The sequence below is a fragment of the Paenibacillus sp. J22P51 genome, from assembly GCF_059692215.1.
In genome coordinates, this window is record NZ_JCAUAZ010000029.1 from 1 (window position 1) to 26271 (window position 26271).

The following is a 26271-nucleotide window of genomic DNA, read 5'->3' on the forward strand; positions in this document are numbered from 1 at the left end:
GATGGCGGAGGGGACCCACGCGTTCCCATCTCGAACACGACCGTTAAGCCCTCCAGCGTCGATGGTACTTGAACCGCAGGGTTCTGGGAGAGTAGAACGTTGCCAAGCAGTACCCCTAGTGGGTATTTTTTTTGCCGAAGCTTTGGCGAATTCCAGGCCCGTTGGTCAAGTGGTTAAGACACCTCCCTTTCACGGAGGTAACAGGGGTTCGAGTCCCCTACGGGTCACCATTTTTACACTGTATGAACGCTTAGCTCAGCTGGGAGAGCACTACCTTGACAGGGTAGGGGTCGGCGGTTCGATCCCGTCAGCGTTCACCATATAAGAAATTAGCTTGGAGCTGTGGTGTAGTGGCCTAACATGCCTGCCTGTCACGCAGGAGACCGCGGGTTCGAATCCCGTCAGCTCCGCCATTTTTCTTGGTCATTTCTAATTAGGCTTTGTAGCTCAGTCGGTAGAGCAGAGGACTGAAAATCCTCGTGTCGGCGGTTCGATTCCGTCCAAAGCCACCATTGTTAAACTTAATAAGCCGTTGTAGCTCAACTGGTAGAGCAACTGACTTGTAATCAGTAGGTTGGGGGTTCAAGTCCTCTCGACGGCACCATTTTTCCGAAGAACTTTTCGGGAAAAGTAACTCTTACTAATGTGGCGGTCGTGGCGAAGGGGTTAACGCACCGGTTTGTGGATCCGGCATTCGCGGGTTCAAGTCCCGTCGTCCGCCCATTAATTCACAGTGAAGTCAGCTTCGGCTAGCAACTTCATCATTTGCCTGATTTACAGCATGCGCGTATGGCGGAATTGGCAGACGCACTAGACTTAGGATCTAGCGGGTGACCGTGGGGGTTCAAGTCCCTCTACGCGCATCACTATGCCGGCGTGGCGGAATGGCAGACGCGCTCGACTCAAAATCGAGTTCTAACGAGTGGAGGTTCGAGTCCTCTCGCCGGTATCAGAAGCATCAAACACGAAAAGCCTTACTATGTAAGGCTTTTTTTGTTGTTCATTTAAAGTTGTGAAAACTTATATCATCCTGCTATTTGTTTTTGTGCGCTAGCTGTTGAATGACCAGATCGACCTTTGCAATATGCTGTGACATTCTCTCCGCGGCAAGCTGCTCATCCTGAAGAGCAATCGCTTCAACGATGTCGCGATGCTCCTGCAGAAGCTGCTCAGCCGAAGCACGCTCTGCAAAAAACCAAAGACGGCGAGAAGCCTTCATGCTATGTTGTAGTCGCTCCGTCAAGGATTCCATCATTCCGATGAGGAGAGCATTCTGGGACGCTTCCGCGATTTCCAGATGAAAGCGAATGTCAGCTTGTTCACTTTTTTCTTCATTTTCGAGCGATGCTTCCATGTCGCGAAGGATCGCTCTGAGCACCGTCAGATGATGATCGGTTCGGCGATTAGCCGCCAAGGTTGCACAGCCAGCTTCAATGAATCTACGCACTTCCTGCACTTCCTGAAGTGAATCGCTATGGTCAAATAGACTAGTTGTCTCAGTCGGCAACGGGCTAACAACATAAGTCCCTCCACCATGTCGAATATCCACCCAGCCCATAGCTTTGAGCCCGCTAAGCGCCTCTCTAATTGTAGATCGCCCAACTTGAAAGCTTGCCGCAAGATCGACAACCGTTGGCAGCTTAGAACCCGGAGCATAGGTTCCTTCTTCGATTTGAGCTTTGATATGTTGAAGCACGATTTCCGAACCCTTTTGGGGTCGGATTTGCTGAAAAACCATCGGTATCCCCCTGAAAATCTTAGATAAAGTTCTATACATCTATTACATCATAAGATAAAATAGAATAAAAGTCATCTGATCACATGATCAATCTTCGAACGATGTATGATTAAAGGATTTAAAGAAAGCATAAGAGCTAACGAGGAGGATTCTAAATGCTCGACAACCAAGTAAGACAACAATTACAGGGAATTGTAGGCGAAGCCTTTTATAAAGATGATATGGAATCATTAGTAACCCATTCCTATGACGGGACGCCAATGCTCCAGTCCTTGCCTGACGGCGTAATTTATCCACGAGATACTGCGCAGGTATCTGCCATTATGAAGGTGCTGAACGAGCACAGAATCCCGCTAATCAGCAGGGGATCAGGCACGAATTTGTGCGGAGGTACGGTACCTGTGCAAGGCGGGATCGTAATGGTCATGCATCGCATGAATGCGATCCTAGATATCGATCTACAGAATCTGACAGCCACTGTGCAACCGGGGATCATTACGAAGCAATTCATCGAGCATATCGAGAATTTGGGCCTTTTTTATCCACCAGACCCAAGTTCGATGGCGATTTCCACCATTGGCGGCAATATTGCGGAGTGTTCAGGCGGACTTCGTGGTTTAAAATATGGTACAACCAAAGATTATGTGATCGGACTCGAGTGTGTCCTTGCTTCAGGTGAAATCATGCGTACTGGCGGCAAGCTGATGAAGGATGTGGCGGGCTATGATTTGACGAAGCTCCTAGTTGGATCCGAGGGCACGCTTGCTGTTATTACGGAAGCAACGCTCAAACTAATTCCGCCCCCTAAGGCGAAGAAAACGATGCTAGCGATGTACAAAGACTTATACGGCGCGGCGCGTACCGTTTCCAAAATCATCGAAAACCGCATCATTCCAGCAACCTTGGAATTTATGGATAACCCAACGATTCGTGTTGTCGATGATTTCGCGAAGCTGGGACTTCCACTGGATATGGCTGCTATTTTGCTAATTGAACAGGATGGAGAGCCAGAAATGGTTGAGCGTGACATTGCCCTTATCTCTGAGATTTGTAGGGAGGAGCAGGCAGATGAAGTCAGCATTGCGAGCACACAAGAGGAAGCGCTGAAGCTTCTAACAGCAAGACGCAGCGCGTTTACCGCACTTGCTCGCCTCCGTCCGACGACAATATTAGAGGATGCTACGGTGCCTCGCTCCAAGATCGCGGAAATGGTACTGGAAATTAATCGAATTGCCACCAAGCATGATGTTCAAATTTGTACATTTGGACACGCCGGAGATGGTAATCTACATCCTACCGCGACTACAGATGCAAGAGATCATGATGAGGTTCACCGTGTGGAAGCGGCATTTGAAGAGATTTTCGAGGCAGCGATTCGATTAGGCGGAACAATTACAGGTGAACATGGTGTTGGGTTAGTGAAGGCGCCATTCCTGGAATGGAAAGTGGGAAGCAGCGGGATTGCGATGATGAAAGGGATTAAGGATGCGTTCGATCCAAACCATATTCTAAATCCGGGCAAAATGTTTGCCAAAGAATCCAGACGCAGGGTGGTGATTGATCGTGTCTAAGAGCCAAGGAGCAACACTACAAGAAACGTTAATGCAGAAGCTCGACTACGATCAATTAACCAATTGTATGCGTTGTGGGTTCTGCTTACCAGCTTGTCCGACTTTTAAAGAAACGGGGATCGAGGCTGAGTCTCCGCGAGGTCGTATCTCACTGATGAAAGCAGCTGTGGATGGCCTTATGGAGCCAGGGATACGCTTCGAAGATCAGATGAACCATTGTTTGGGTTGTCGCGCGTGTGAGCCTGCCTGCCCAGCAGATGTGAAATATGGTCAATTAATCGAGCAGGCGCGAGATGCTATTGAAGTGCATACGACCCAGCATAGATGGTGGGTAAAGGGTGTGCGCAAACTCGTATTCAAAGAACTATTTCCATCCCAAAAGAGGATGCAACTACTCGGGACAGGGCTTCATTTTTACAAAATCTCAGGTATCCAGAAGCTAGTTAGAAGTTCCGGTGTTGTCGGTCTATTCTCGAAGCATATGGCTACTATGGAGAAAATACTTCCGGACGCTTCAGGAAAAGGGATTGTTGAGCGGCTTGGCACCTTTATTCCGGCAAAAGGAAAAAAGCTTGGGACAGTGGGGATGTTCCGCGGATGTTTGATGGATGTGTTATTTACTGAAACCAACATTAATACGGTTAAGCTTTTGAGCGAAGCTGGTTTCGATGTTGTCATCCCTGAATCGCAGAACTGCTGCGGGGCTCTTCATGCACACAGCGGTGAAAGTGATCAAGCTAAGCAATTGGCCAAAAGTAATATCCGCGCTTTCCAAGAGGCAGGAGTCGATTACATCGTTTCGAATGCAGGAGGCTGTGGAGCGATTCTTGTAGAGTACGATCATCTGCTTCATGAAGAGGAAGAGTGGAAGGAAGCCTCAACTTGGTTTGCCAAACGCGTGAAGGATATCAGCACGATTCTGGTGGAGAAAGGTCGACCTCTTCGCTTTGCTGACACGCAAGCACATCAAGATCCAACGCGTGTTACGTACCAGGAGTCTTGCCATCTTCGCAACGTGATGAAGGGCAGCCAACCAACCAAGCAACTGTTGCAAAGGATCAGTAACACTGCCTATATCGAGATGAAGGATTCAGGCTCGTGCTGTGGTTCCGCGGGAATTTATAACATGACCCAACCAGACATGGCCAATCAAATTCTTGAACATAAGATGGAAAATGTGAATGCGACTACAGCGTCCTACGTGGTCACAAGCAATCCAGGATGCTTACTACAGATGAAGCTAGGTATCGATAAACATGGGCAAACCGGTAAAATGGAAGCTGTTCATATTGCTGACTTCCTTTACGATCGATTAGTGAAGCAATCTTAAAGTGAACGGAAGTACTTCCGAGCCGCCGCGGGCGTAATTCCAAGCACTCTTTTAAACATCGCATGAAAATGAGGTAAGCTCTCAAATCCGCACATGTCCGCGATCGTACCAACACTAGAATCACTTTCTTGAAGCAGCTGCTTCGCGCGGATGATGCGCTTGGTTATGAGATACGTGCTGATATTCATGCCAATTAATTGTTTAAATACCCTACTGAAATGAGCGGGCGTGACGGAAGCTTGTTTCGAGAGTGTTTGGAGTCCGATATCTTCACAGAAATGCTGATCAATATAGAGTAAAGTTTCCCGCATCCATATGGGGCCTACAAGGGAGTCCAATTTAGGAGACTTGTTATCTGTGGCCATTTCACGTTGGATAGTTATCAGTAATTGAAGCAAATGAAGAAGGACGGATTGGCGTTGACCAATGGTTGGATGCTTAAATTCATTCTCAATAGCTTCTAGAAGTAATTCTATGTGCTGACTCTGTGGTAACCGCATTTCGAACTTATAATTGCGAAGCGTCGCGGCTTGCTCGAAGTTATGCAAATAAGAAAAGTCATCGCCTAATTGTGGCATCTGGACCATGCTTGGTGAGAAGTAAATCGCAGTGGACGTGACTGGAGCATCTTTATCAGGTGTTGCCCGATGAATGGTGTTTCCAGGAATAAGGAATAAGTCCCCCTGTTTCATATTATAAAAGGTGTGATCGATAAAGAAAGTGCCGCTTCCGCGGTACACATACACAATTTCATACCATTCGTGGAAATGCTCAGGAAGCTCGCTTTGCGAGCTTTTTGTGTTTTTATAGGCAAAAGACATGGAGAAGGCGTCCTTGCTATCGAAAATTTTACGAATAGGTTCCACACGAGTACTCCTTCTGATTCAGGGTATTTCAATAATATCAAAAAACCGTATAGTTATGCTAGATATCGATATTTCATATCGTAATAATGATGATACAATATAAGAAAGCGATATCATATTGTGATGTTAGAGGAGGAAACGCCATGCGCATTGATGCACATCAGCATTATTGGAAGATTGACCGAGGGGACTATGGATGGATTACCCCAGCGCTTCCTGTGTTGAATCGTGATTACTTACCTAATGATCTGGACCCACATCTCCAGCAATTCAACTTGGATAAAACTATCGTAGTTCAAGCTGCGCCTACCTTAGAAGAAACGGACTATTTACTTGCATTAAGCGAGACAACAGATACGATTGCCGGCGTTGTGGGCTGGCTTGATTTAGACGATCCTGACTATCTTGTTCATTATAAAAAGTGCAGCCAGCATCTTAACTACGTAGGATTCAGAGTCATGATTCAGGAGCTTCCCGATGCGCGAGTAATCCTTCAGCCTCATTTTGTAGAGGCACTGCGTTATTTTGCAAAAGAAGATGTGCCGATCGATCTGCTTGTGGTCGCTCATCAATTAGAACCTGTTATAGAGCTATTAGAGCTCGTGCCAGGTTTACGTGCAGTGATAGATCATATTGCGAAGCCGTCAATTGCTAAAGGTGTGATCGAACCTTGGAAAAGCCATATGGCTACAATTGCAAAGCATTCAAATATTCGTTGTAAGGTTTCTGGTATGGTGACCGAAGCCAATCACTCGGATTGGAAGCCAGAAGATTTTACAGCCTACGTTCAGCACATTTTGGAGGTTTTCGGGACTGAACGTGTGATGTTCGGAAGCGATTGGCCGGTCTGTTTGCTCGCGGCTGACTACGAAGAGGTTGTTGGTGTCGTGATGCAATCCTTGCCAGAAAGCTGGTCTGAAGACGATATTGCTCGCTTATTCGGTATAAATGCAAAGGAGTTCTATAAATTATGAAATCTCGTAAATGGACGGAGGAGCGAAAGTCATGAAAGCGATCGTCTGTGAGCAAATCGAGCAATTGAAGTATATCGAGGTAGAGGAGCCAACATTAAGTGAGGGTGAAGCGCTAGTTCGTATCCGGCGAATTGGCATATGCGGGACAGATTTGCATGCTTTTAAAGGGAATCAACCATTTTTCAGCTATCCGCGAATACTGGGGCATGAGCTGGCAGGATATGTGGAGAAGCTTGGTGCAGGAGTCACAGGGCTAACGATCGGAGATCTGGTCAGCGTGGTTCCTTATATGCACTGCGGTCACTGTATTGCATGCCGCAATAGCAAAACAAATTGCTGCACAGATATGAAGGTGCTTGGCGTACATATCGATGGGGGCATGAGAGAGTGTGTCTCTCTTCCTGTAAGTCATCTGATTAAAGCAGACGGATTGACACTTGATCAAGCTGCGATGCTGGAGCCGCTTAGCATTGGTGCACATGCGGTGCGAAGATCAGAGCTGCGTGCAGGGGAAACCGCGTTAGTAATCGGAGCAGGTCCAATTGGGCTGGGAGTTATGATTCTGGCGAAGCAGCTTGGTGCTAATGTTATTGCGATGGATATTAACGAGGAGCGACTAGCGTTTTGCCAGGATTGGGCAGGTGTTGATCATACTGTGAATGCGCTCCAGCTTCCAAAGGAAAAGCTAGCTGAGCTGACGAATGGCGAATATCCGACCGTCGTCTTCGACGCAACAGGGAATGCTAGATCGATGACGGATTCCTTCGGTCTTGTCGCCCATGGCGGCAAGCTTGTGTTTGTCGGACTCGTGAAGGCCGATATTGCTTTTCATGATCCCGATTTCCATAAGAAGGAGCTTAGCCTACTGGGCAGCCGCAACGCGACCATGGAGGATTTTGATACAGTGCGCAGGGCATTAAGGTCAGGTTGCATCGACAGCGAGCGATATATCACACACCGTTCCACCTTCGAGGAGATGGTAGATCAATTCGAAACGTGGCTGAAGCCGGAGTCGAGGGTGATTAAGGCGATGGTTTGCTTGTAAATGGAGACACACTCAGTGGGATCTGAGTGTGTTTATTATGTTGGCTACCTTACCCTCTCCGGATTCTCCAGCTCTGCCACAAACGCTGCAGCAGCAGTCGATAACGGCATGTTCTTCAAAGTAATAATTCCTATCTTCGTAGAGGGAATTGTTACCTCCAGATTGACCTCAAATAAACTGCCCTCCGCCAATTCCTTTGCAACAAACTCCTTCGTAACAAATGAAACGCCGAAGCCGATCTTCGCGAATTCAATCAATAAATCCACACTGCCAAGTTCAATCTCCGGCTCCAACAACAAGCCATTGTCGCTGAATAAACGAGTGACGAACTTCCGTGATGAGCTATTACTTGAAAATAAAATAATCGGATAGGTCAGCAGCTCAGCAAGTGTAACTTTGTGGGCAGATAGCTCTCGATACTTAGGACCTGTTACGAAGCAGTCCTGGATGGTGATTCCCTCACGTATCTGAAGCTGCTCATCATGAATGGGCGTTCTTACAATGCCGATGTCAATTTTGCCTTCTTTTAAATTTTTTACGATCTCGGGTGTCGTCCCATGCACCAAATTAATTTGGATATGCGGATATTGGACGTGAAACGATTCCAGAAAAGGAAGCAGATAGTGCTTGCACAAGGAATCACTGCCGCCGATTTTGATTTCTCCGCTAGAGAAATTACGCAGTTCATTCAGCTTCTCCTCTGCGAGGGAAATGAAGTTGTAGGCTTGTTCAATATAGGAATACAGGATTGCGCCCTCTTTAGTGAGATCAACGCCTTTAGACGTTCTAGCAAACAAAGGAAGACCTAGACACTCCTCCAACAATTTAATGGAGTGAGAGACACTTGGCTGAGTAATATACAGCTCTTTTGCCGCTTTGGATAGGCTGCCGGATTTCGCTGTTAAATAAAAGACTTTATACAATTCGAAATTAACCATATAGACACCTTCTATAGCGAGTATTGAAACTATCAATTATTTGAATGCACTTTCTCCTCTTATAATAAAGAGATAAGATCAGAAATTCAACCAATGGATGGAGGCATATTACTTTGAATGGTACAACAGTTGGCATTGAAGAATTAAGTATTAACGCCATTAGAACGCTTACAATTGATGCTGTAGAGAAAGCGGCAATGGGTCACCCAGGCATGCCGATGGGCGCGGCGCCAATGGCGTATGCGCTGTGGACACGTCATTTGAAGCACAATCCAGTAAGCCCGAAATGGGCGGATCGCGATCGCTTTGTTTTGTCTGCCGGACACGGCTCCATGCTGCTTTACAGCTTATTGCACCTTAGCGGCTACGGTGTAACGTTGGATGATATCAAGGAATTCCGCCAATGGGGAAGCCGGACTCCCGGGCATCCTGAGTTTGGTCATACCGTTGGCGTAGAAGCAACGACAGGGCCGCTTGGTCAAGGTGTTGCAATGGCAGTGGGGATGGCGATGGCAGAAGCGCATCAAGCTTCCGTTTATAATAAACCGAATTTCCCAGTCGTTGATCATTTCACGTATGCCATCTGTGGCGATGGGGATTTGATGGAAGGTGTCTCTTCTGAAGCGGCTTCCCTAGCTGGTCATCTCAAATTAGGAAAGCTTGTTGTCCTTTATGATTCCAATGATATTTCTCTTGATGGTGACTTGAACATGTCCTTCTCTGAGAATGTCAAAATGCGCTTTGAGTCCTATGGTTGGCAGTACCTGCGCGTGGAAGAGCAGAACAACGTCGACGCCATCTCTGCGGCGATCGCAGAGGGCAAGGCCGATCTCAATCGCCCGACGCTGATTGAGATCAAAACCACGATCGGCTTCGGCTCGCCGAACAAAGCCGGCAAAGGCGGCCACGGCGGCACGCATGGCTCGCCGCTGGGCAAAGAGGAGCTGCTTCTGACGAAGCAAGCTCTGGGCTGGCCCCTTGAGCCGGACTTCTACGTCCCGGCTGAGGTCTATACCCACTTCGCCCACCACAAACAGGTGGGGGCTCAAACAGAAGCGGACTGGCAGCAGCTGTGGAACAGCTACCAGGCTGCCTATCCCGAGCTCGCGCAGCAATTCGAGCTCGCGAACAGCGGCAACCTTCCGGCGGATTGGAACGCCGATGTGCCGCGCTACACCCCAGAAAGCGGAGCTATCTCCACGCGCACCGCTTCTGGCAAAGTGATTAACGGCTTGGCGAAGCGGATACCTCAACTAGTTGGCGGCTCTGCCGACCTAGCGAGCTCCAACTTCACCATGATCAGTGATGCTGCAGCCTTCAGCGCAGCAGACTACAGCGGCCGCAACTTCTGGTTCGGCGTCCGGGAATTCGCCATGGGCGCAGCGCTGAACGGCATGCTGCTTCACGGCGGACTGCGCGCTTTCGGCGGTACCTTCCTCGTGTTCAGCGATTACCTTCGCGGTGCGATTCGTTTGTCGGCGCTGATGAAGATCCCTGTTGCGTACGTCTTCACGCATGACAGCATCGCTGTCGGCGAAGATGGACCGACGCATCAGCCGATTGAACAAATCCCATCCTTGCGGATGATTCCGGATTTGACGTTATTCCGTCCTGCGGACGCAAATGAAACAGCTGCGGCGTGGGAGTATGTCCTTCAAGCGAAGGAAGGTCCGTTTGTATTCGCGCTTTCCCGTCAAAATCTACCGGTGCTTCCAGGGACGGATAAGCTTGCTTTTGATTATATTCATCAAGGGGCTTACGTTCTATCTGATGTTGCTTCTGGCGAGACGCCTGACATTCAACTCATCGCTACAGGCTCAGAAGTGAGTTTAGCTCTTGACGTGAAGAAGCAGTTGGCGCAAGATGGAATTGGAGCTCGTGTTATTTCCATGCCAAGCCGTGAATTGTTCGAGCAGCAGCCAGAAGAGGTGCGGAATGAGATTATTTTGCCTCACGTGCGTAAAAATGTTGTGATGGAAATGGCATATCCGGCTGGATGGGAAGAAATTACGGGACAAGATGGCTTCGTTGTCGGCATCCGCAAGTTCGGGGCATCAGCGAAAGCAGATCGCGTTATTCGTGAATATGGCTTTACCGCAGAAGCAATCGTTGGGCAAATCAGACAGAAGTATTTCCAATAAGCACCCATAGCGGGAGAAAAGGTAGGGGTACAGGATGAAATTGTTTATCGACACAGCCAATGTAGAAGAAATTCGTAAAGCGCACGCGTTAGGTGTAGTTGCTGGTGTAACCACAAACCCTTCATTGATTGCCAAAGAAGGCAGAGACTTTTTTGAAACAGTGAAAGAAATCATCTCTATTGTTGGCGATGTACCGATCAGTGCTGAGGTAGTTTCCTTGAAGGCTGATGAAATGGTTGAGCAAGGTAAGAAGCTTGCAGCATTAAGCCCAAATGTCGTCATTAAGCTGCCAATGACATTGGACGGTCTACAAGCGACAAGCGTGTTCAGATCACTTGGTATTCCTACGAATGTAACGTTGATTTTTAGTTCGACACAGGCATTGCTGGCTGCTCGCGCAGGTGCAACGTATGTATCTCCGTTTATCGGGCGTTTAGATGATATCAACCAGATCGGTATGAACTTAATCAAAGAAATCAGCCAGATTTTCCAAGTACACGGCATCAAATCCGAAATTATTTCTGCTAGCGTTCGCCACTCTGCTCACGTTATTGAAGCAGCGCTTGCAGGATCACATATTGCGACAGTTCCTTACAAAGTGATAGAATCGATGAGCAAACACCCGCTGACAGATGCGGGCATCGAGAAGTTCCTTGCTGATTGGGAAGGCGCTAAGCAAGAAAAGTTTTAAGACATGGAAGACTCGCCTACTTGGCGGGTCTTTTTAAAAAGGAGTCAAAGACGATGATTATCAGTGACGTGAAGCATTTTGAGCAAGAACGGCATTTATGGCCAGCGGCCGTAGCGCGAGGAATCGACTACATTTTGAATCGTAAGCTGGGTGAAGAAGAAGTAGGACGGTATGATCTGGAGGGCGATAATGGGCACTTGATGTATGCTAATGTGCAAGAGTCCGTGACACGTTCGAGGGAAGAACAGCTGCCGGAGTCTCATATTGTGTATACGGATATTCAGTTTCTGGTAAGCGGAGAGGAACGATTATGTTTCTATAAGCTGAATGATGAGGCTGTAATTGTGGATAACAAATTTGAGACACACGATATCGCTTTCTACGAATCCCAACATACGCTGCCTGAAACGGATATTTTGCTCAAGCCCGGTATGTTTGCTGTATGCTTCCCTTCAGATATTCATCGGCCGAATTGCCTCATAACGGAATCAACGACGAATAAGAAGATTGTGATCAAAATCCATAAGGATCTGCTGCATCTGTAGCAAAAAAGTCTGCTCAGCCAACTTGGCTAGGCAGACTTTTTTTAGGCTATGCTTTAGCTTTACTTAAGCTTTACTAGCCATCATTCTAGCTTGCTTCCATTTCCCGAAGCGGTAATAGAGCAAGTTCAAGGTTGCGGCGACACTGAAGCTAACGGGAAAACTCCACCAGATCACATCGAAGCCGTACTTGTGTGAAAGCACTGTGGCAAGCGGGATGCGAACGAGTAGCAGTGCAACAAATGCTACAATGAGTGGGAACACCACTGATCCCGCAGACCGAACAACGCCAGCAACAACATTGAAAATACCGAAAATAATGAATGACCACAGCGTAATATTGTTAATATGAACGCCAATATCTATCGCTTTTCCTTCTGGAGGTAAGAAGAACGAGACGACTTCTCGATTGAACAGGTGGAGTACTGCTACAATCAATCCCGTCATCAAAATATTAACTCCAACGCCCGTCCAGGTGATCCGGTTGACGCGATCCCATTTTCCAGCGCCAATGTTCTGCGCCGCCATCGAGGTCACAGCTCCTCCAATAGCCATGGCTGGCATTTGAACGTAGCTGGATATTTGCATGGCCACTCCGAAAGCCGCGGTGGACTCGGAGCCATAGGCATTCACGAGATGAACCAGCATCAGGTTACTTAGGGAAACTACGACCATATTTAAGCCCATCGGCAGCCCTTTTTGAATCAGTGTTCGAATAATGGTCCAATTGATTCGAAGCAAGGGAATATCCTCTTTGGTGATACGTAGAAAGTACTTCTTCTTATATAAGTAAGCAATGAGAAGCACGAAACTCACCAATTGCGCAATAAATGTTGCTACGGCAGAGCCGGCAATGCCCATTTTCGGGAATGGCCCCATCCCTTGAATAAGCAAAGGATTGAGTGCTACGTCGAGGATCGCGGATAAAAGCAAGAAGTAGAACGGGGTCTTCGCATCCCCCGAGCCTCGTAGAATGGCCATAATTAAGTTATAACCAAACATAAACGGAACACCTGCGAACATAATTCGCGTATACGTAACGGCAAACTCTTTGACATCTGGCGGGGTATTCATCCAGTCCAGGATCGTTGAGGAGAAAATCCATCCCAATAAAGCGACGACAATCGATAACACGAGGAAAAAGACGGTACTTGTTCCGACTACCTTTTTGGCCTCTTGAACCTTCTTGGCACCGAGATTTTGGCCGATCAGAATGACGGCAGCCATGGCGATCCCAAAGATGGAGCTAATTAAGAAAAACATAATAATGTTTGCATTCGAAGTCGCAGCAAGGGCAACTTCGCCAAGATACTTACCGATCCAAATCGTGTTGATCGACCCGTTCAAGGACTGTAGAACGTTGCCTAATAGGATAGGCAGTGAAAACAAGATCAATGTCTTTGTAATCGGGCCCTCCGTTAGTGAGGGGCGAGCTTTTGGAGATGATGATGGCTCTGGCATGATTTCCTCCGTCAATTCACTTGTTCGATAGAATAGTGTTCTCATAACTATATCAGTTTCATGCCTTTTACTGAAACTTTAAGGAAAGAGGAACAACGGATGTCAATTGGACACAATCTAGTTTTTTTAGTACGATAGGCAATAGAACGTATTCTTACATTCATAGACTCTTTTGAGCGTTATATATAGGTAGGGGGAAAGCAGATGCTTCGTCTTGGCGAGAAAATTATCTTCATTGCAGATCGTTTAGAACAGAATCTGCCTATTGGCGGATATGGCTATTTAATTGCTTATGACCGAAATAACGATAACATTTTCGACTATGTCGTGCGTGTCCCTAAAGAGAACAAACATTACTACGTGACTGCAACGGATATCGAGCTTGAAGAAGTGCTTCTTCAGCAAGAAGCTGAGCAAGTTGAGAGAGAAGCTTTAATAGATTACGCCCTCGCAACGAAAAACGAAGCCTTGTTCCGGAAAATCATGAATGGCGAGTCCGCCGTTGAGCCAGAGAAAGAAAGGGACAAGGAAGTGCAGTCCCGAGAAGAATTTATCAAACAAATCGGGCTGAAAGCCTGGATTTAAATAAAAGGCGGAGCAGGAATAAACCTGCTTCGCCTTTTTTACGTTGCATCCTCACCAAATTTTGATCACCCCATCCGTTGCCCATCAACGATCTTCCCCTCCGCTTATCTACGCTGGCTTCGTCGATCTTCCTCCCGCTCATCTAACGCCGATCTTCGCAGCCTTCAGCTACCGAGATACGGAACGTGGTTCCCCTATTTAGGTACTTGAAGGTGAATTCGGATAGTTACGGAACGAGAGGACGCTATTTCGTCTAAAAAGGCACAAATCGCCCCTTATACGCCTGATTAACGGAACTACGTTCCGTAACTTTCTGATTTGTATCGTTTTGAGGGAGATAGCGGAACCACGTTCCGTAACTTTTCCGTTGTAAATAGAATTTCCAATACTTGTAATAACACAAGTGAACCTAAAGAAAACGATAACAGGAAAAGGAAAAAATTTACTATACTATTTTTGTGAAGCGCTTACAAAATTTTCGAAAAAAGAGGAGGTTATTATACAAATCGAAATCTTTACCCGCCAGAATTTGAAATGCAGCTGCAAAAGTATGAAGAATGGCCAACCTTATTTTTATTTTAGGAGGATAATGAAATGAAATTGAATTTGAAAAGTTGGAAACCGATTCATTCCGTTGCTTTACTATCCTTGGTTGTAAGTTCTACGTTCATTTTCACAGGAATCACTTCCGTACAGGCGGCCCCGATTACAATTACGAATCCAAGCTTTGAAAGCAATTCGACAGGCTGGACCAAAGTTGGATCTGTTTCGATTTCTTCCAGTGATACACATACAGGCGGATATTCTGCAAAGGCTTCAGCAGTTGGGGGGGAATTTAAGCAAACGATCTCCGGATTGACTACGAATACCACGTATACTCTGAAGGCTTGGATACATGGCAACGGTATAATTGGTGCTAATACGTTTGGTGGCAGTGAAGTATCCGCAGGTGGCAATGCCGCTACTTGGACACAATTTACCGTGACCTTTACTACGGGGGCATCTAATACATCTGCTGTTATTTTTGCTAGAGGAACGACGTCTAGCGATGTCCGTTTTGATGACTTCACCTTGGACAGCGGAGCGGGTACAACATCAACACCTACCCCAACAGCAAGTGCATCACCATCGCCTTCTCCAACAGCTAGTCCTTCACCAACGCCAACGCCTACTCCTACTCCACCTGCTAATCCTACGCTACCATCCGATATTCTTTATTTGAAAAATTGGAAGATCACACTTCCGATCCCTAAACAGTCAGGCTCTACAAGTCCGCTTGAAGTGCTGCAGCCTGCATTGAATACATACTCGATTGATCCTTGGTTTAAGGTTGTTCATGATGCAGATGGAGATGCCGTTCAATTCCGTGCAAATCATGGGGCCGTGACAACGTCAGGATCAAACAATCCAAGAAGCGAACTGCGAGAAATGAAAGATAATTACACGGCTGGTACGACAGCGGATCAAGCGTCATGGGGAACCAATGATGGGAAGACACACACGATGTTTATCAAGCAAAAGGTGACACATTTGACCACAATTAAGCCACATACGGTCGTTGGCCAAATCCATGATGGCGATGATGATGTTACCGTATTTCGCGTAGAAGGAAATAACCCAGGCGGCGTTTCGACGACTGCGAAAATTTATATCACCGATGGGGATAACACACATGGCTATTTACTGGATAGCAACTATACTTTAGGGACGTTGTTCACAGTTAAAATCATTGTAGCCAATGGCGTCATTCATTATGAATATAATGGGCAGACCGTACCATATACGCAAACTAAAACCACCACGGGCTGTTATTTCAAACTCGGAAATTACACACAATCCAATGATTCTACTGCACCTGGAGAAAGCCCGAACGCTTATGCTGAGACTTTGGTCTATGCTTACTCCGTTACACACCAATAAGTTATCTATGATTACAGAGGACTTAGCGTCATCGCTAGGTCCTTTTTGCTTTGGATCCTTATTCTGGATTGAGTTCACAAAATTTCTGGGATATAATGAAAAGAATGACTAAACGCTGAATACAAGGGGTGTAGAATACGTGAGCATAACGAAGAAAGATGTCGATCATGTCGCCAAGCTGGCCAGACTTGATCTCAATGATACCGAAAAAGATCTATTTACAGATCAACTAAATGCCATTTTAAAATATGCCGAGCAGCTCAATCAATTAAACACTGAGGGTGTAGTACCAACTAGCCACGCAATGCCATTAGTAAATGTGATGCGTGAGGATGTTGCGAAGCCGTCTTTGCCAATTGAAAAAGTTATGCTGAACGCACCAGATCATGAGGATGGGCAGTTCAAGGTTCCTGCTGTTTTAGAATAAGTTAGAGATGAAAGGAAGTGCCTGTCGTTGTCTTTGTTTGAATTAAACCTACAACAAATCCACGCGAAGCTGCAAAGCAAAGAAATCAAGGTTTCGGATCTCGTGGATCAATCGTATACAAGAATTGGGCAAGTGGAGAGTAAGGTGCGTGCTTTCCTTACATTAGATGAAGAGAATGCACGTCAGACGGCTGCTAAGCTGGACGAGCAGCTTCTAAGCAACGCAACTCGTGGCGATTTATTTGGTTTACCAACCGGCATCAAGGATAACATGGTAACCGAAGGTTTGAAAACGACCTGCGCAAGCAAATTCTTATCCAATCATATTCCGATTTATGATGCGACGGTCGTGAGCAAGCTCAAGGAAGCACAAGCTATTACCATCGGCAAGCTCAACATGGATGAGTTCGCGATGGGCGGCTCCAACGAGAACTCCGCATTCCACCCAACCCATAATCCGTGGAACACGGATTATGTGCCAGGCGGCTCCAGCGGTGGCTCGGCAGCAGCAGTTGCTGCAGGCGAAGTGTACTTCGCGCTGGGCTCCGACACCGGCGGCTCGATTCGCCAACCGGCAGCCTACTGCGGAATCGTCGGCCTGAAGCCGACGTACGGGCTCGTGTCCCGCTATGGTTTAGTCGCATTCGCGTCCTCCCTTGACCAGATCGGGCCGCTAACGAAGAACGTAGAAGACGCTGCGTATGCCATGCAAGCCATCGCAGGCTACGACCCGAAAGACTCCACTTCTGCGAATGTGGAGATCCCGAACTACCTCAGCGCATTGACGGGTGACGTCAAAGGATTGCGCATTGGGGTACCTAAAGAGTACATGGGCAAGGGAATTGACCCAGCAGTTAAAGAGAAAGTGCTTGAAGCCCTTAAAGTATTGGAAGGCCTTGGCGCTGTATGGGAAGAAGTAACGCTTCCACACTCCGAGTATGCCGTAGCGACTTATTACTTGCTGGCTTCCTCTGAGGCTTCTTCCAACTTGGCTCGTTTTGACGGCATCCGTTATGGTGTTCGTTCGGATAATGCACGCAATCTGTTGGATCTCTACAATCTGTCCCGCAGTGAAGGCTTCGGTCCTGAGGTTAAACGCCGGATTATGTTAGGTACATACGCGCTTAGTTCAGGCTATTATGATGCGTACTACTTGAAAGCACAACAAGTTCGCACACTAATCAAGCAAGATTTTGATCAAGTATTTAATAACTATGACATCATCATCGGACCAACTGCTCCAACGACCGCTTTCCGAATCGGTGAACAAAGCAGCGACCCGCTAACGATGTATTTGAATGATATCATGACCATTCCGGTCAGTTTGGCAGGTATTCCTGCGATTAGCGTACCATGCGGATTCGTGAATGAACTTCCGGTTGGCTTGCAAATTATCGGCAAAGCATTGGATGAAGCTACCGTTTTGCGTGTAGCCCACGCTTTCGAACAGCACACAGACCACCACAAGCAGCGCCCGCAATTGTAAGTTTTTTAGTTCAAGAGTAACGAAGGAGGCATTCACTTTGTCGGCAACAGATACCCAATTTGAAACTGTAGTCGGTCTTGAAGTTCACGTAGAGCTTCATACCGCTTCCAAAATATTTTGCAGTTGTGCAACCTCATTCGGAGCACCTCCGAATACGAATACATGTCCGGTATGCTTAGGCCATCCAGGCGTGCTGCCAGTCCTGAACCGCCAAGCGGTCGAGTATGCTATGAAAGCGGCAATGGCCCTAAATTGCACAATCGCAACGGACAGTAAATTTGATCGCAAAAATTACTTTTACCCAGACTCACCCGATGCCTATCAAACTTCTCAATATGATAAACCGATCGGCGAGCACGGCTGGGTTGATATCGAAGTTGGCGGAGTTACCAAACGGATCGGAGTCACGCGTGTCCACCTGGAAGAGGATGCAGGCAAGCTTACGCATATTGATGGCGGCTACGCATCCCTCGTTGACTTAAATCGTGCAGGAACGCCATTGATCGAAATCGTATCTGAACCTGATCTGCGCTCACCTGAGGAGGCTCGTGCTTACCTCGAGAAAATTAGAGCCATCATGATCTACTGTGATGTGTCCGATGTGAAAATGGAAGAAGGCTCGCTTCGTTGCGACGCTAACATTTCTATTAGACCGTTCGGGCAAGAGAAATTCGGCACACGTGCCGAGCTTAAGAACATGAACTCCTTCCGAGGTGTACAACGTGGACTTGAGTATGAAGAATACCGCCAAGCGGAAATTCTTAGAAGCGGTGAAGAAGTGATTCAAGAAACACGCCGTTGGGATGAAACACAAGGTAAAACCTTGGCAATGCGCGGCAAAGAAGATGCGCACGATTATCGCTATTTCCCAGATCCGGATCTGGTCAGCCTCTTCATCGATGACGCTTGGAAAGCACGTGTTCAAGCTTCGATACCTGAGTTGCCAGATGCACGTAAAGCGAGATATAGCAGCGAATATGGCTTACCAAGCTATGACGCAGCTGTTATCACAGCGTCCATGAAGCTGGCTGATTTCTTTGAAGAAAGCTTGCAATACACACAAGACGCTAAGGCTGTATCAAATTGGATCATGGGTGATTTGCTCGGATATTTAAACTCGAACTCCCTTGAATTTACCGATGTGAAAGTCACAGGTAAGGGCTTAGGCGAGATGATTGGCTTGATTGAGAAGGGCACGATTTCTAACAAGATTGCCAAAACTGTCTTTAAAGAAATGATCGAAACCGGCAAAGACCCGCAGAAGATCGTTGAAGAGCAAGGTCTTGTCCAAATCAGCGACGAAGGTGCAATCAAGGCAGTTGTTGAGCAAGTTGTTGAGAACAGTCCGCAATCCGTTGCAGATTTCAAAGCTGGTAAGGAGAAAGCCGTTGGCTTCCTTGTCGGACAAGTCATGAAAGAAACCAAAGGTAAAGCGAATCCAGGTCTCGTCAATAAATTAATTGTGGAGTGCCTGAACAGCAAATGATAAGGTAGAAGTGGTGATCCTCGTTCGTAGGGCACCACTTCTTTTCAATTTCAACCCTAGGAGTGATTCCTCTGTCTATCCAACAACTACTTCTACAAACGAATGAAGAAGTCTTAACCCTACTCGCGCTTCAAATCGCTTCCTACCGTGTGGAGGCTGAACTGATCGGCTTTGATGATATCCCACCCTTGAAGGATGGGATCCAGTCTATACTCGAAGCGAAGGAAACTTTCTATGGATATTACATAGATGGTCAAGAAGAGTCTACGCTTGCTGGCGCCATTTCATTTGAACGTGAAGGCAGTATTGTGACGATTTGTCGGATGATGGTTCATCCCAATTTTTTTCGTAGAGGGATTGCTAGCTCCCTTTTGCAGCATATACTAATAGAACAAGAGCGTGAGGGAGCCACTCGATTTATCGTATCTACGGGGACTGCGAATTTGCCAGCGGTTCGTCTATATGAGGGGTATGGCTTCATCGTGCGACGCGTATTTACGGTTCCTCCGGGTGTTAGTCTGACAACATTCGAACGCCCTGCTACAGGCCTATAGCTTGCTTATCCTTTACTTTAATAGCAGCCTCCAGAACGTGGACTTAATTTGAAATAAAAAGGGAGCGTTTACAAAATGGTGAATCCTTGGGTTATTGATCATTTGCATCTTACCATTAGACTTGTTTTAGCGCTTTTACTTGGTGGGCTAATTGGTTTTGAACGAGAGGTTAGTTCTCATGCAGCAGGGCTCCGTACGCATATTCTGGTATGTGTCGGCTCAGCGCTTGTGATGCTGCTTTCGATGTACGGCTTTAGTGCTTTTGTGAATGAAGTCAATGTACGTATCGACCCATCTAGATTAGCTGCCCAGGTTATTAGCGGAATTGGTTTTCTAGGTGCAGGGACGATTATGTTCAATGGGAGATCGATTACAGGACTTACGACAGCAGCATCGCTATGGGTTGTTGCGGGAATTGGTCTTGCGATTGGAGCGGGGTTTTATTATGCGGCTGTTTTAGTCTGTTTCATGGTTCTGATATCCCTATGGATTCTAAATAAAGTAGAGCATAAGTATTTCAATGGGAAAAAAGTACGCATTTTAAAAATACAAGCCATCGATCAACCAGGTACTTTGGGGTTAATTACAACAATTCTAGGTAAACGCAAAATAGATATTAAGCAAATAAAACTAGAAGAGTCGGAAGACGGAAATAAACCGAATCACGTTCAGATTACGTTTCATGTTACAATTCCAAAGCCATCTATTATTGGCCTAGTACTCGAAGAAACCAATCAAATTCAAGGGGTCACTGGTGTGGCTATCGAAAATAGTAAAAATTGAAGGGATTGTCGCCAGTTTGGCGTCTAAGCTTTTGGACGCGTGAAAAAGGGGGGCTGGGTATGGACAATTTGACGGATGAACAATTAATAATAAAGATCCGTCAGGGTCATTCCGATGCCTACCGTGTTCTCGTGGAGCGGCATAAAAGTTATATTTATACGTTGGTGTATCGTATGGTTGGACATAAGGAAACGGCTGAAGACTTAACCCAGGAAGTTTTTGTAAAGCTTTATCGGTCCCTTAGTCATTTTCGCGGAGATGCGAAGCTGACAACGTGGTTGTATCGTATGACGTCGAATCTCGTGACCGACTTTCGACGCGCTCAGAAACGTAGGCCCTATGTAGCACTTCTAGATAAAATGAAAGGCTGGTTCACGGATACCAGAGAAGAGCCCGAGGAAATAGCGGTTAGGAAGGATGAGCAAGCGCTGATGCAGGAATTGCTTTTGCGTTTACCGGACAAGTATCGGATTGTTATGGTGCTGTATCATTTTAAACAGCTATCTTACTCAGAAATGAGCGAGATTACAGGTCTTCCTATCAAAACGCTAGAAACTAGGCTCTACCGCGGGAAAGCGATGCTCAAAGAAAAATGGTTGGAGGTGAATGTGCATGACTCTGGGGCACAAGGAAGACATACAGCTCAAGCAGTACCTGAATAAGCTTTTGGATGAGATGCCGTTAAACGAACCTAGTCCCATGCTGACAGACCGTATTATGCAGTCGATACGAACCGTTGAGATGACTACGCCTACAGTAAATCAACAACGTAGCTCGAGCAGACCTTGGATGAATGGAGCCATCGCCATTTCAGCTACCGTTATTCTGATACAGTCAGGAATGATTGGCCGAATCGTAAACATTGCATCAGGCATCACGCAGTTAACCGGATATATTCAGAACTTATCCCAATATTTTTAAACTGAAATGATATGGAGGCTATCCCAATGGACATTCACAAAGACAATCCACACATGCCTGATTATGCAAGTAACCCTTCGTATCCACCATTTGCTCCCTATTATCCGATTGCCAGAAAACGCAAATGGGCAGCAGGCGTACTTTCCTTCATTCTCCCAGGAGCGGGTCATTTCTATTTAGGTCTTATGCAACGTGGTTTATTTATTATGATACTGTTGATTCTGGATATTTTCACGATTACAGCGTTAGTAGACAGTCATGATGCGAGTGTACCCATAGTGACACTTTTCGCTTTATTTATTCCCGTTATTTACTGCTATAATCTGTTTGATGCACTTCAACTAACAGATCATGTGAACAGGCGGCTTGAGCTCGGTGATTTTGCAGGTAATGCTCATGACTTAGAAATGAACGATCCTCTTCAAAAGTTAATGAAAGGGACGAACATGGGCGTTATCTTGATCATTGCTGGTGGATTGATTTTTATGCTTAGTAAAAAGCCGAATTGGCTCGCAGTACTTTTCAATCTTATGGGATCTTTTATCGGATCATGCATCCTCGTCCTTGCGGGTGTCGCTATGTTCGTTTTGGATTCGCGAAAAAATAAATAAGGCTAAGGTTCGATCAGCATAACCATCATTGACAAAAGTCAGAGAACACACGTACAATATAATGTAAGGTTTTAATGACTAACATCAGGTGGTGAGTACCATGGCAGCACATTTAGAACAGGCTTTAGCAAAGTTGAAAACAACAGGTGTTCGGATGACGCCCCAGCGGTATGCGATTCTTTCCTTTTTGCTGGATTCCATGACTCATCCGACAGCGGATGATATTTACAAATCTCTTGAATCGAAATTTCCTAACATGAGCGTTGCGACTGTTTACAATAATCTGAAAGTATTTATCGAATCGGGACTTGTACGGGAATTGACCTATGGAGACAGTTCGAGTCGATTTGACGCGGATATGACAGACCATTATCATGCGGTTTGTGAGGTTTGCGGGAAAATTTCTGATTTTGAATATCCCCCGTTGTCAGACATCGAGACAACAGCAGCATTGCATACAGGATTCAAAGTTGGCGGCTATCGACTAGAAATCTATGGCGTTTGCCCGGATTGTACGGTTACTACCAAGCATTAACTATACGCAGAATTCCTCATTTTGTGTGTTCCTGTTGTATAATGAAACGTGTTCAGCTCTTCCGTTGCGAAGAGCGGACACGTTTTTTCTTTTTCACCTTTCACATTTACTCAAAGGAAGTGAAGCGTTGAAATCATCGACAAAAATAATACTGATTAGTGCCCTATGTTTAGGAATGCTTGCGGCCGGCGCGGGTACATTCCTAATGCAGCAGATGGCACCTAATCGTACACATGTAGATCCTGACTTTCATGAGCTGTCTAAACCTATTTTCTATGAGGGGGATTATTTTAAGTCGAGTGCAATTGGCGAGAAGGAAGGCCTGAAGCTTCCACTTGAACTAGTTCAGAAATGGATCGATCCGAACATCATATATGAAAAAAGCAGCGATTCCGTCATTATAACCACGAAAGATAAAGTGATGCGAATGAAGACAACTGAGCTTTCTGCACTGATGAATGAGAAGCCTGTTTCTTTATCCTTTCCAGTTGAAAAGAAGGAAGATGACGTCTATCTCCCCATAGAACCTCTGAGACAGCTGTATCCGTTTGAAATACGCGAATCAGCACAATCAGGAGCTGTCATGTTATTCAAACAAGGCGATGTTATCAAATGGGGGAAGCATACAGGTAAGAAAGAGACTCAACTGCGAACGGATATGACAATAAAAGCGCCAATTATTTCAACAATTGCTGTGAATGAGCAAGTTATGATCCTGGGTAGCGAAGAAGATTGGTACAAAGTGCAGTTAGAGAGCGGCCCGATTGGCTTCGTTCGCAAGAGCGAAATAATTGAGGATCATGAGGAGACAATTCCGTTACAAGCGCAGTCGACGTCCACTTATGTACCATGGAAATCCATAACCGGGAAGCTCAACATGACTTGGGAACACGTGATTTCCAAGAATCCGGACACCACCAAGATTGGCGAGATGCCTGGACTGCAAGTGGTTAGTCCGACCTGGTTCTCCGTCGCGGATAATGAAGGGCGCATTAGTAACCTTGCCGATGCCTCCTATGTCAAATGGGCACACGACCATAACTACCAAGTGTGGGCTTTGTACAGTAATGGTTTCGATGCTGATCGCACCAACAAGGTATTAGCAAGTTATGATTTACGTATGAAAATGATTAAGCAACTGCTTGGCTTTGCCCAAACCTATAACCTGCAGGGGATTAATATCGATTTTGAAAATGTGTATCTGAAGGACAAGGAGAACCTCGTGCAATTCGTGCGCGAAATGACGCCATTTATGCATGCGCAAGGCTTATCGGTGTCCATCGATGTCACACCCAAATCGACCAATGAAATGTGGTCCATGTTCTATGACCGTCCAGCCTTAGCGGAAGTAGTCGATTATATGATGTTGATGGCCTATGACGAGTACTGGGCCACGAGTCCAAAGTCTGGATCGGTATCTTCCTTACCATGGGTTGAGAGGTCCATTACAGCGCTTCTGACGACGGATAAAGTTCCGCCATCTAAGCTTGTCCTTGGCGTGCCATTCTATACGCGGCAGTGGACGGAAGAGACGAAGAACGGTAAATTAACCGCAACCTCCAAAACATTAACCATGGAAGCTGCACAAACTATTATCAAAGATAAGAAGCTCACTCCTACATTTTTAGCCGATACAGGACAAAATTACGTGGAATACAATGATGGAAACAAGTTAATTCGGATCTGGCTTGAGGATGAAGTTTCAATAAAGGCGAGGTTAGCTTTAGTCGAAAAATATGATCTAGCTGGTGTAGCCTCTTGGAGAAGAGGATTTGAGAAACCTGCCATTTGGCAAGTCACGAAGGATGCACTACCATCTGTTAAACCATGATCTGAAACGCACTTATTATTGTATATATGAAAAAGAAAGCCGAACCCAGCAAAGGGTTCGGCTTTCTTCATGTATTAATGAGGCTTATGTTCATGCTCTCGACTTGGCTCGAATTGATCGGTCTGTGTGGCTGCCGTTTCGTTTTCACCAACAGGCTCATACTGTGGATCAATCGTAAGGATCGTTTTGCAGAACATGCAGCGATCTGTTTTACCCAGCATTTTCGTTCTTCTACCGCATTCTGGACAATCGATAACTGTCGCTGATGTGGAAAGCATTCCTGCCCAGAAGTATATACCCATACTTACCAATACACTAATCATTCCTAAAATCATGAAGACGACGGCAATGATTCGCCCGGCTTGTCCCCAATCGAAAACGATACCAGCAAGACCTATAATCATAAGCAGCATTCCACCCATGGTCATAACAAGTCCCCATAAGCGGAATTCATTTACTTTACTTGATCTAAATCGCACTTTCTGTTCCTCCCCAGTCCTATACCTCATGTTTTGTATGATTTGTCACAGAAATCAGCAGGAAACCCGTTCTCCCTTGTAGAAATAAGTAAGAAACAATTGGAGACAGGAGCTTTGGACACCCATGGGAATAAATAAAGAGCAGTTATTGCTTAAGTTCCGGAATGACCCTAGAGTCGTTAGCGTCATGGCGGTAGACAATCCTAAGCAACTTCCCTCACTGACAGATGGTTTTGATACGCTACTTTTAATAGTAACGAACGACCTGAGCCTGAACAATCATACGACTAATTATATAAGAGACGATTCACGGATACAAGAAAGATGGACAGATCCTGCTTCGGTGGAGCAATGGATCAGGCACGGGGTTAATCGCAATATTCTTCACTGGCTGTTAAAAGGGGAGATTCTTCTGGATCAGAACACTTATTTAGAAGGCCTGCGCCATCGAATACTTGAGTTTCCCGGAGACTTGCGAGAGCATAAGCTGCTTATAGAATTTTCACATTTTCTGCGTAAATATTTGCAGAGCAAGGAATATATACTCGATGATCATATATTAGATGCGTATAATAACATACTCGAAGCGCTGCATCACTGGGCTCGAATTGTTATTGTGGAAGACGGCTATCATCCCGAAATCACCGTATGGAGACAGATACGTGCCATCAATCCCGGAGTTTATAAGTTATACGAGGAACTTACGATGAGTAAAGAGACCTTGAAACAGAGGGTTCAGCTCGTGTTGCTCGCTTGTGAATTTTCGGTTATGTCCAAAATGGAGCGCTGCTGTGAGGCTTTTATTCAAATCCTCAGAGATAGCGAGCATCCGCTTAGCTCAGATGAGCTCCAAAAGCACTCGGAGTTAGTTGAAGTAAAGTCGGAGCTTCCGCTTTTACTCAATAAACTGGTCAAAAAAGGTTTGATAAAAGAAGTAGCAATTATCATTGATGAGATGACCTCAGAAATAGAGCTGAGGTATACAAGTGTATAACGATGTACAACCTTGAAGAATCAGGTGTTTTCCTGGTTCTTTTTTTATTCTCTTTTTAATGCTTGACTTTGATTGTGATTCTATGATAAATTAACTCTCGCCGCTAAAAACGGTAACGCATTTAAAGCCAACGAGTAATATCATGTAAGCGAAGTTGAAAAAAGAGAAATAAAAAAAGCTTGCATTGAATGGTTCGAATGTGATATATTATAAAAGTCGCCGCTAAACGGATGGCGAAGAAAAATGTATGGAAAATTGATCTTTGAAAACTGAACAACGAGTGAGTAAGCACGAACGAGAAATCGTTCAAAAAAGAGATTGCAAAATCTCGCTAGCAACGCAAATGAGCAATTAAGCTTTCAG

The 26271-nt window shown here is 45.9% G+C and carries 25 protein-coding genes, 8 tRNA genes and 1 rRNA gene; 29 read left to right on the plus strand and 5 right to left on the minus strand.

Annotated elements, in window-relative coordinates; all coding sequences use genetic code 11:
* From rrf to AC58QC_RS30050, 9 genes are all read left to right on the plus strand, one after another.
* Positions 1–108 (plus strand): 5S ribosomal RNA (gene rrf / locus AC58QC_RS30010); the annotation flags it as partial.
* 47 nt (positions 109–155) lie between these two features.
* Positions 156–230 (plus strand) — tRNA-Glu (locus AC58QC_RS30015).
* Positions 231–244: 14 nt separating this feature from the next.
* A tRNA-Val gene (locus AC58QC_RS30020) sits at positions 245–320 on the plus strand.
* A 16-nt stretch (positions 321–336) separates the two neighbouring features.
* Positions 337–413: transfer RNA gene (locus AC58QC_RS30025), tRNA-Asp, on the plus strand.
* A 23-nt stretch (positions 414–436) separates the two neighbouring features.
* Positions 437–512 (plus strand) — tRNA-Phe (locus AC58QC_RS30030).
* Between the two features lie 16 nt (positions 513–528).
* A tRNA-Thr gene (locus tag AC58QC_RS30035) sits at positions 529–604 on the plus strand.
* Between the two features lie 44 nt (positions 605–648).
* A tRNA-His gene (locus AC58QC_RS30040) sits at positions 649–721 on the plus strand.
* A 62-nt stretch (positions 722–783) separates the two neighbouring features.
* Positions 784–863: transfer RNA gene (locus AC58QC_RS30045), tRNA-Leu, on the plus strand.
* 7 nt (positions 864–870) lie between these two features.
* Positions 871–949 (plus strand) — tRNA-Leu (locus tag AC58QC_RS30050).
* Between the two features lie 84 nt (positions 950–1033).
* Here AC58QC_RS30050 and AC58QC_RS30055 read toward each other — a convergent pair.
* Positions 1034–1738 (minus strand): FadR/GntR family transcriptional regulator, encoded by a 705-nt coding sequence (locus AC58QC_RS30055; protein ID WP_497418631.1) that lies wholly within the window; start codon positions 1736–1738, stop codon positions 1034–1036.
* Positions 1739–1893: 155 nt separating this feature from the next.
* Here AC58QC_RS30055 and AC58QC_RS30060 point away from each other — a divergent pair, with 155 nt between their 5' ends.
* Both AC58QC_RS30060 and AC58QC_RS30065 read left to right on the plus strand, forming a co-directional pair.
* Positions 1894–3309: an FAD-linked oxidase C-terminal domain-containing protein gene (locus AC58QC_RS30060; RefSeq protein ID WP_497418632.1), complete on the plus strand. Its 1416-nt coding sequence runs from the start codon at positions 1894–1896 to the stop codon at positions 3307–3309.
* Between the two features lie 31 nt (positions 3310–3340).
* The gene (locus AC58QC_RS30065; RefSeq protein WP_497418654.1) at positions 3341–4639 is read left to right on the plus strand and encodes a (Fe-S)-binding protein; all 1299 of its coding nucleotides are present in this window, start codon (positions 3341–3343) and stop codon (positions 4637–4639) included.
* Here the strand turns inward: AC58QC_RS30065 and AC58QC_RS30070 are convergent.
* On the minus strand, positions 4636–5505 hold the full coding sequence (locus tag AC58QC_RS30070; RefSeq protein ID WP_497418633.1) for a helix-turn-helix domain-containing protein: 870 nt from the start codon (positions 5503–5505) through the stop codon (positions 4636–4638). The genes AC58QC_RS30065 and AC58QC_RS30070 overlap by 4 nt on opposite strands.
* 143 nt (positions 5506–5648) lie before the next feature.
* Between AC58QC_RS30070 and AC58QC_RS30075 the strand changes: the two genes are divergently transcribed.
* Complete coding sequence (locus AC58QC_RS30075; RefSeq protein WP_497418634.1) at positions 5649–6479, plus strand: amidohydrolase family protein; 831 nt, start codon at positions 5649–5651, stop codon at positions 6477–6479.
* A gap of 31 nt (positions 6480–6510) precedes the next feature.
* Positions 6511–7524 carry a zinc-binding alcohol dehydrogenase family protein gene (locus AC58QC_RS30080; protein ID WP_497418635.1) on the plus strand — a complete coding sequence of 338 codons (1014 nt, stop codon included), beginning with the start codon at positions 6511–6513 and terminating at the stop codon, positions 7522–7524.
* A 44-nt stretch (positions 7525–7568) separates the two neighbouring features.
* On the opposite strand, the gene AC58QC_RS30085 is transcribed toward AC58QC_RS30080, so the two are convergent.
* A complete protein-coding gene (locus tag AC58QC_RS30085) occupies positions 7569–8462 on the minus strand; it encodes a LysR family transcriptional regulator (protein WP_497418636.1) in 894 nt (297 codons plus the stop codon).
* A gap of 113 nt (positions 8463–8575) precedes the next feature.
* On the opposite strand from AC58QC_RS30085, the gene tkt reads away from it, so the two are divergent.
* The 3 genes from tkt to AC58QC_RS30100 are packed head-to-tail and all read left to right on the plus strand — an operon-like array spanning position 8576 to position 11839.
* Entirely contained in the window at positions 8576–10603 is a 2028-nt protein-coding gene (tkt, locus tag AC58QC_RS30090) for a transketolase (RefSeq protein WP_497418637.1), read from the plus strand.
* Between the two features lie 34 nt (positions 10604–10637).
* Positions 10638–11294, plus strand: coding sequence for a fructose-6-phosphate aldolase (gene fsa / locus AC58QC_RS30095; RefSeq protein ID WP_497418638.1), 657 nt, complete (start codon positions 10638–10640; stop codon positions 11292–11294).
* Between the two features lie 53 nt (positions 11295–11347).
* A complete protein-coding gene (locus AC58QC_RS30100) occupies positions 11348–11839 on the plus strand; it encodes a NanQ anomerase/TabA/YiaL family protein (RefSeq protein ID WP_497418639.1) in 492 nt (163 codons plus the stop codon).
* Between the two features lie 63 nt (positions 11840–11902).
* Here AC58QC_RS30100 and AC58QC_RS30105 read toward each other — a convergent pair whose 3' ends face one another.
* On the minus strand, positions 11903–13297 hold the full coding sequence (locus AC58QC_RS30105) for an MATE family efflux transporter (RefSeq protein ID WP_497418640.1): 1395 nt from the start codon (positions 13295–13297) through the stop codon (positions 11903–11905).
* Between the two features lie 204 nt (positions 13298–13501).
* Between AC58QC_RS30105 and AC58QC_RS30110 the strand changes: the two genes are divergently transcribed.
* The 12 genes from AC58QC_RS30110 to AC58QC_RS30165 all read left to right on the plus strand — a co-directional run bounded on the left by AC58QC_RS30110 (position 13502) and on the right by AC58QC_RS30165 (position 24435).
* Positions 13502–13882 (plus strand): ATPase, encoded by a 381-nt coding sequence (locus tag AC58QC_RS30110; protein ID WP_497418641.1) that lies wholly within the window; start codon positions 13502–13504, stop codon positions 13880–13882.
* Between the two features lie 594 nt (positions 13883–14476).
* Positions 14477–15802: a polysaccharide lyase family 7 protein gene (locus AC58QC_RS30115; RefSeq protein WP_497418642.1), complete on the plus strand. Its 1326-nt coding sequence runs from the start codon at positions 14477–14479 to the stop codon at positions 15800–15802.
* 139 nt (positions 15803–15941) lie between these two features.
* Positions 15942–16229 (plus strand): Asp-tRNA(Asn)/Glu-tRNA(Gln) amidotransferase subunit GatC, encoded by a 288-nt coding sequence (gene gatC / locus AC58QC_RS30120; protein WP_056620610.1) that lies wholly within the window; start codon positions 15942–15944, stop codon positions 16227–16229.
* Positions 16230–16256: 27 nt separating this feature from the next.
* Positions 16257–17714 carry an Asp-tRNA(Asn)/Glu-tRNA(Gln) amidotransferase subunit GatA gene (gene gatA / locus AC58QC_RS30125; RefSeq protein ID WP_497418643.1) on the plus strand — a complete coding sequence of 486 codons (1458 nt, stop codon included), beginning with the start codon at positions 16257–16259 and terminating at the stop codon, positions 17712–17714.
* 37 nt (positions 17715–17751) lie between these two features.
* Entirely contained in the window at positions 17752–19200 is a 1449-nt protein-coding gene (gene gatB / locus AC58QC_RS30130; protein WP_497418644.1) for an Asp-tRNA(Asn)/Glu-tRNA(Gln) amidotransferase subunit GatB, read from the plus strand.
* A gap of 62 nt (positions 19201–19262) precedes the next feature.
* A complete protein-coding gene (locus tag AC58QC_RS30135; protein WP_497418645.1) occupies positions 19263–19754 on the plus strand; it encodes a GNAT family N-acetyltransferase in 492 nt (163 codons plus the stop codon).
* A gap of 75 nt (positions 19755–19829) precedes the next feature.
* Positions 19830–20537, plus strand: a complete 708-nt coding sequence (locus tag AC58QC_RS30140; protein ID WP_497418646.1) for an MgtC/SapB family protein — start codon at positions 19830–19832, stop codon at positions 20535–20537.
* Positions 20538–20596: 59 nt separating this feature from the next.
* A complete protein-coding gene (locus AC58QC_RS30145) occupies positions 20597–21199 on the plus strand; it encodes an RNA polymerase sigma factor (RefSeq protein WP_497418647.1) in 603 nt (200 codons plus the stop codon).
* Positions 21150–21458, plus strand: a complete 309-nt coding sequence (locus tag AC58QC_RS30150) for a hypothetical protein (protein ID WP_497418648.1) — start codon at positions 21150–21152, stop codon at positions 21456–21458. Before AC58QC_RS30145 ends, AC58QC_RS30150 begins: the two co-directional genes overlap by 50 nt.
* A 26-nt stretch (positions 21459–21484) precedes the next feature.
* Entirely contained in the window at positions 21485–22069 is a 585-nt protein-coding gene (locus tag AC58QC_RS30155) for a hypothetical protein (protein WP_497418649.1), read from the plus strand.
* Positions 22070–22169: 100 nt separating this feature from the next.
* Positions 22170–22604, plus strand: coding sequence for a peroxide-responsive transcriptional repressor PerR (gene perR / locus AC58QC_RS30160; RefSeq protein WP_497418650.1), 435 nt, complete (start codon positions 22170–22172; stop codon positions 22602–22604).
* A gap of 127 nt (positions 22605–22731) precedes the next feature.
* Positions 22732–24435: a glycosyl hydrolase family 18 protein gene (locus tag AC58QC_RS30165; protein ID WP_497418651.1), complete on the plus strand. Its 1704-nt coding sequence runs from the start codon at positions 22732–22734 to the stop codon at positions 24433–24435.
* A 74-nt stretch (positions 24436–24509) separates the two neighbouring features.
* On the opposite strand, the gene AC58QC_RS30170 is transcribed toward AC58QC_RS30165, so the two are convergent.
* Positions 24510–24914, minus strand: a complete 405-nt coding sequence (locus tag AC58QC_RS30170) for a YgzB family protein (RefSeq protein ID WP_497418652.1) — start codon at positions 24912–24914, stop codon at positions 24510–24512.
* A 124-nt stretch (positions 24915–25038) separates the two neighbouring features.
* Here AC58QC_RS30170 and AC58QC_RS30175 point away from each other — a divergent pair, with 124 nt between their 5' ends.
* A complete protein-coding gene (locus AC58QC_RS30175) occupies positions 25039–25908 on the plus strand; it encodes a nucleotidyltransferase-like protein (RefSeq protein WP_497418653.1) in 870 nt (289 codons plus the stop codon).
* Positions 25909–26271 lie beyond the last annotated feature (363 nt).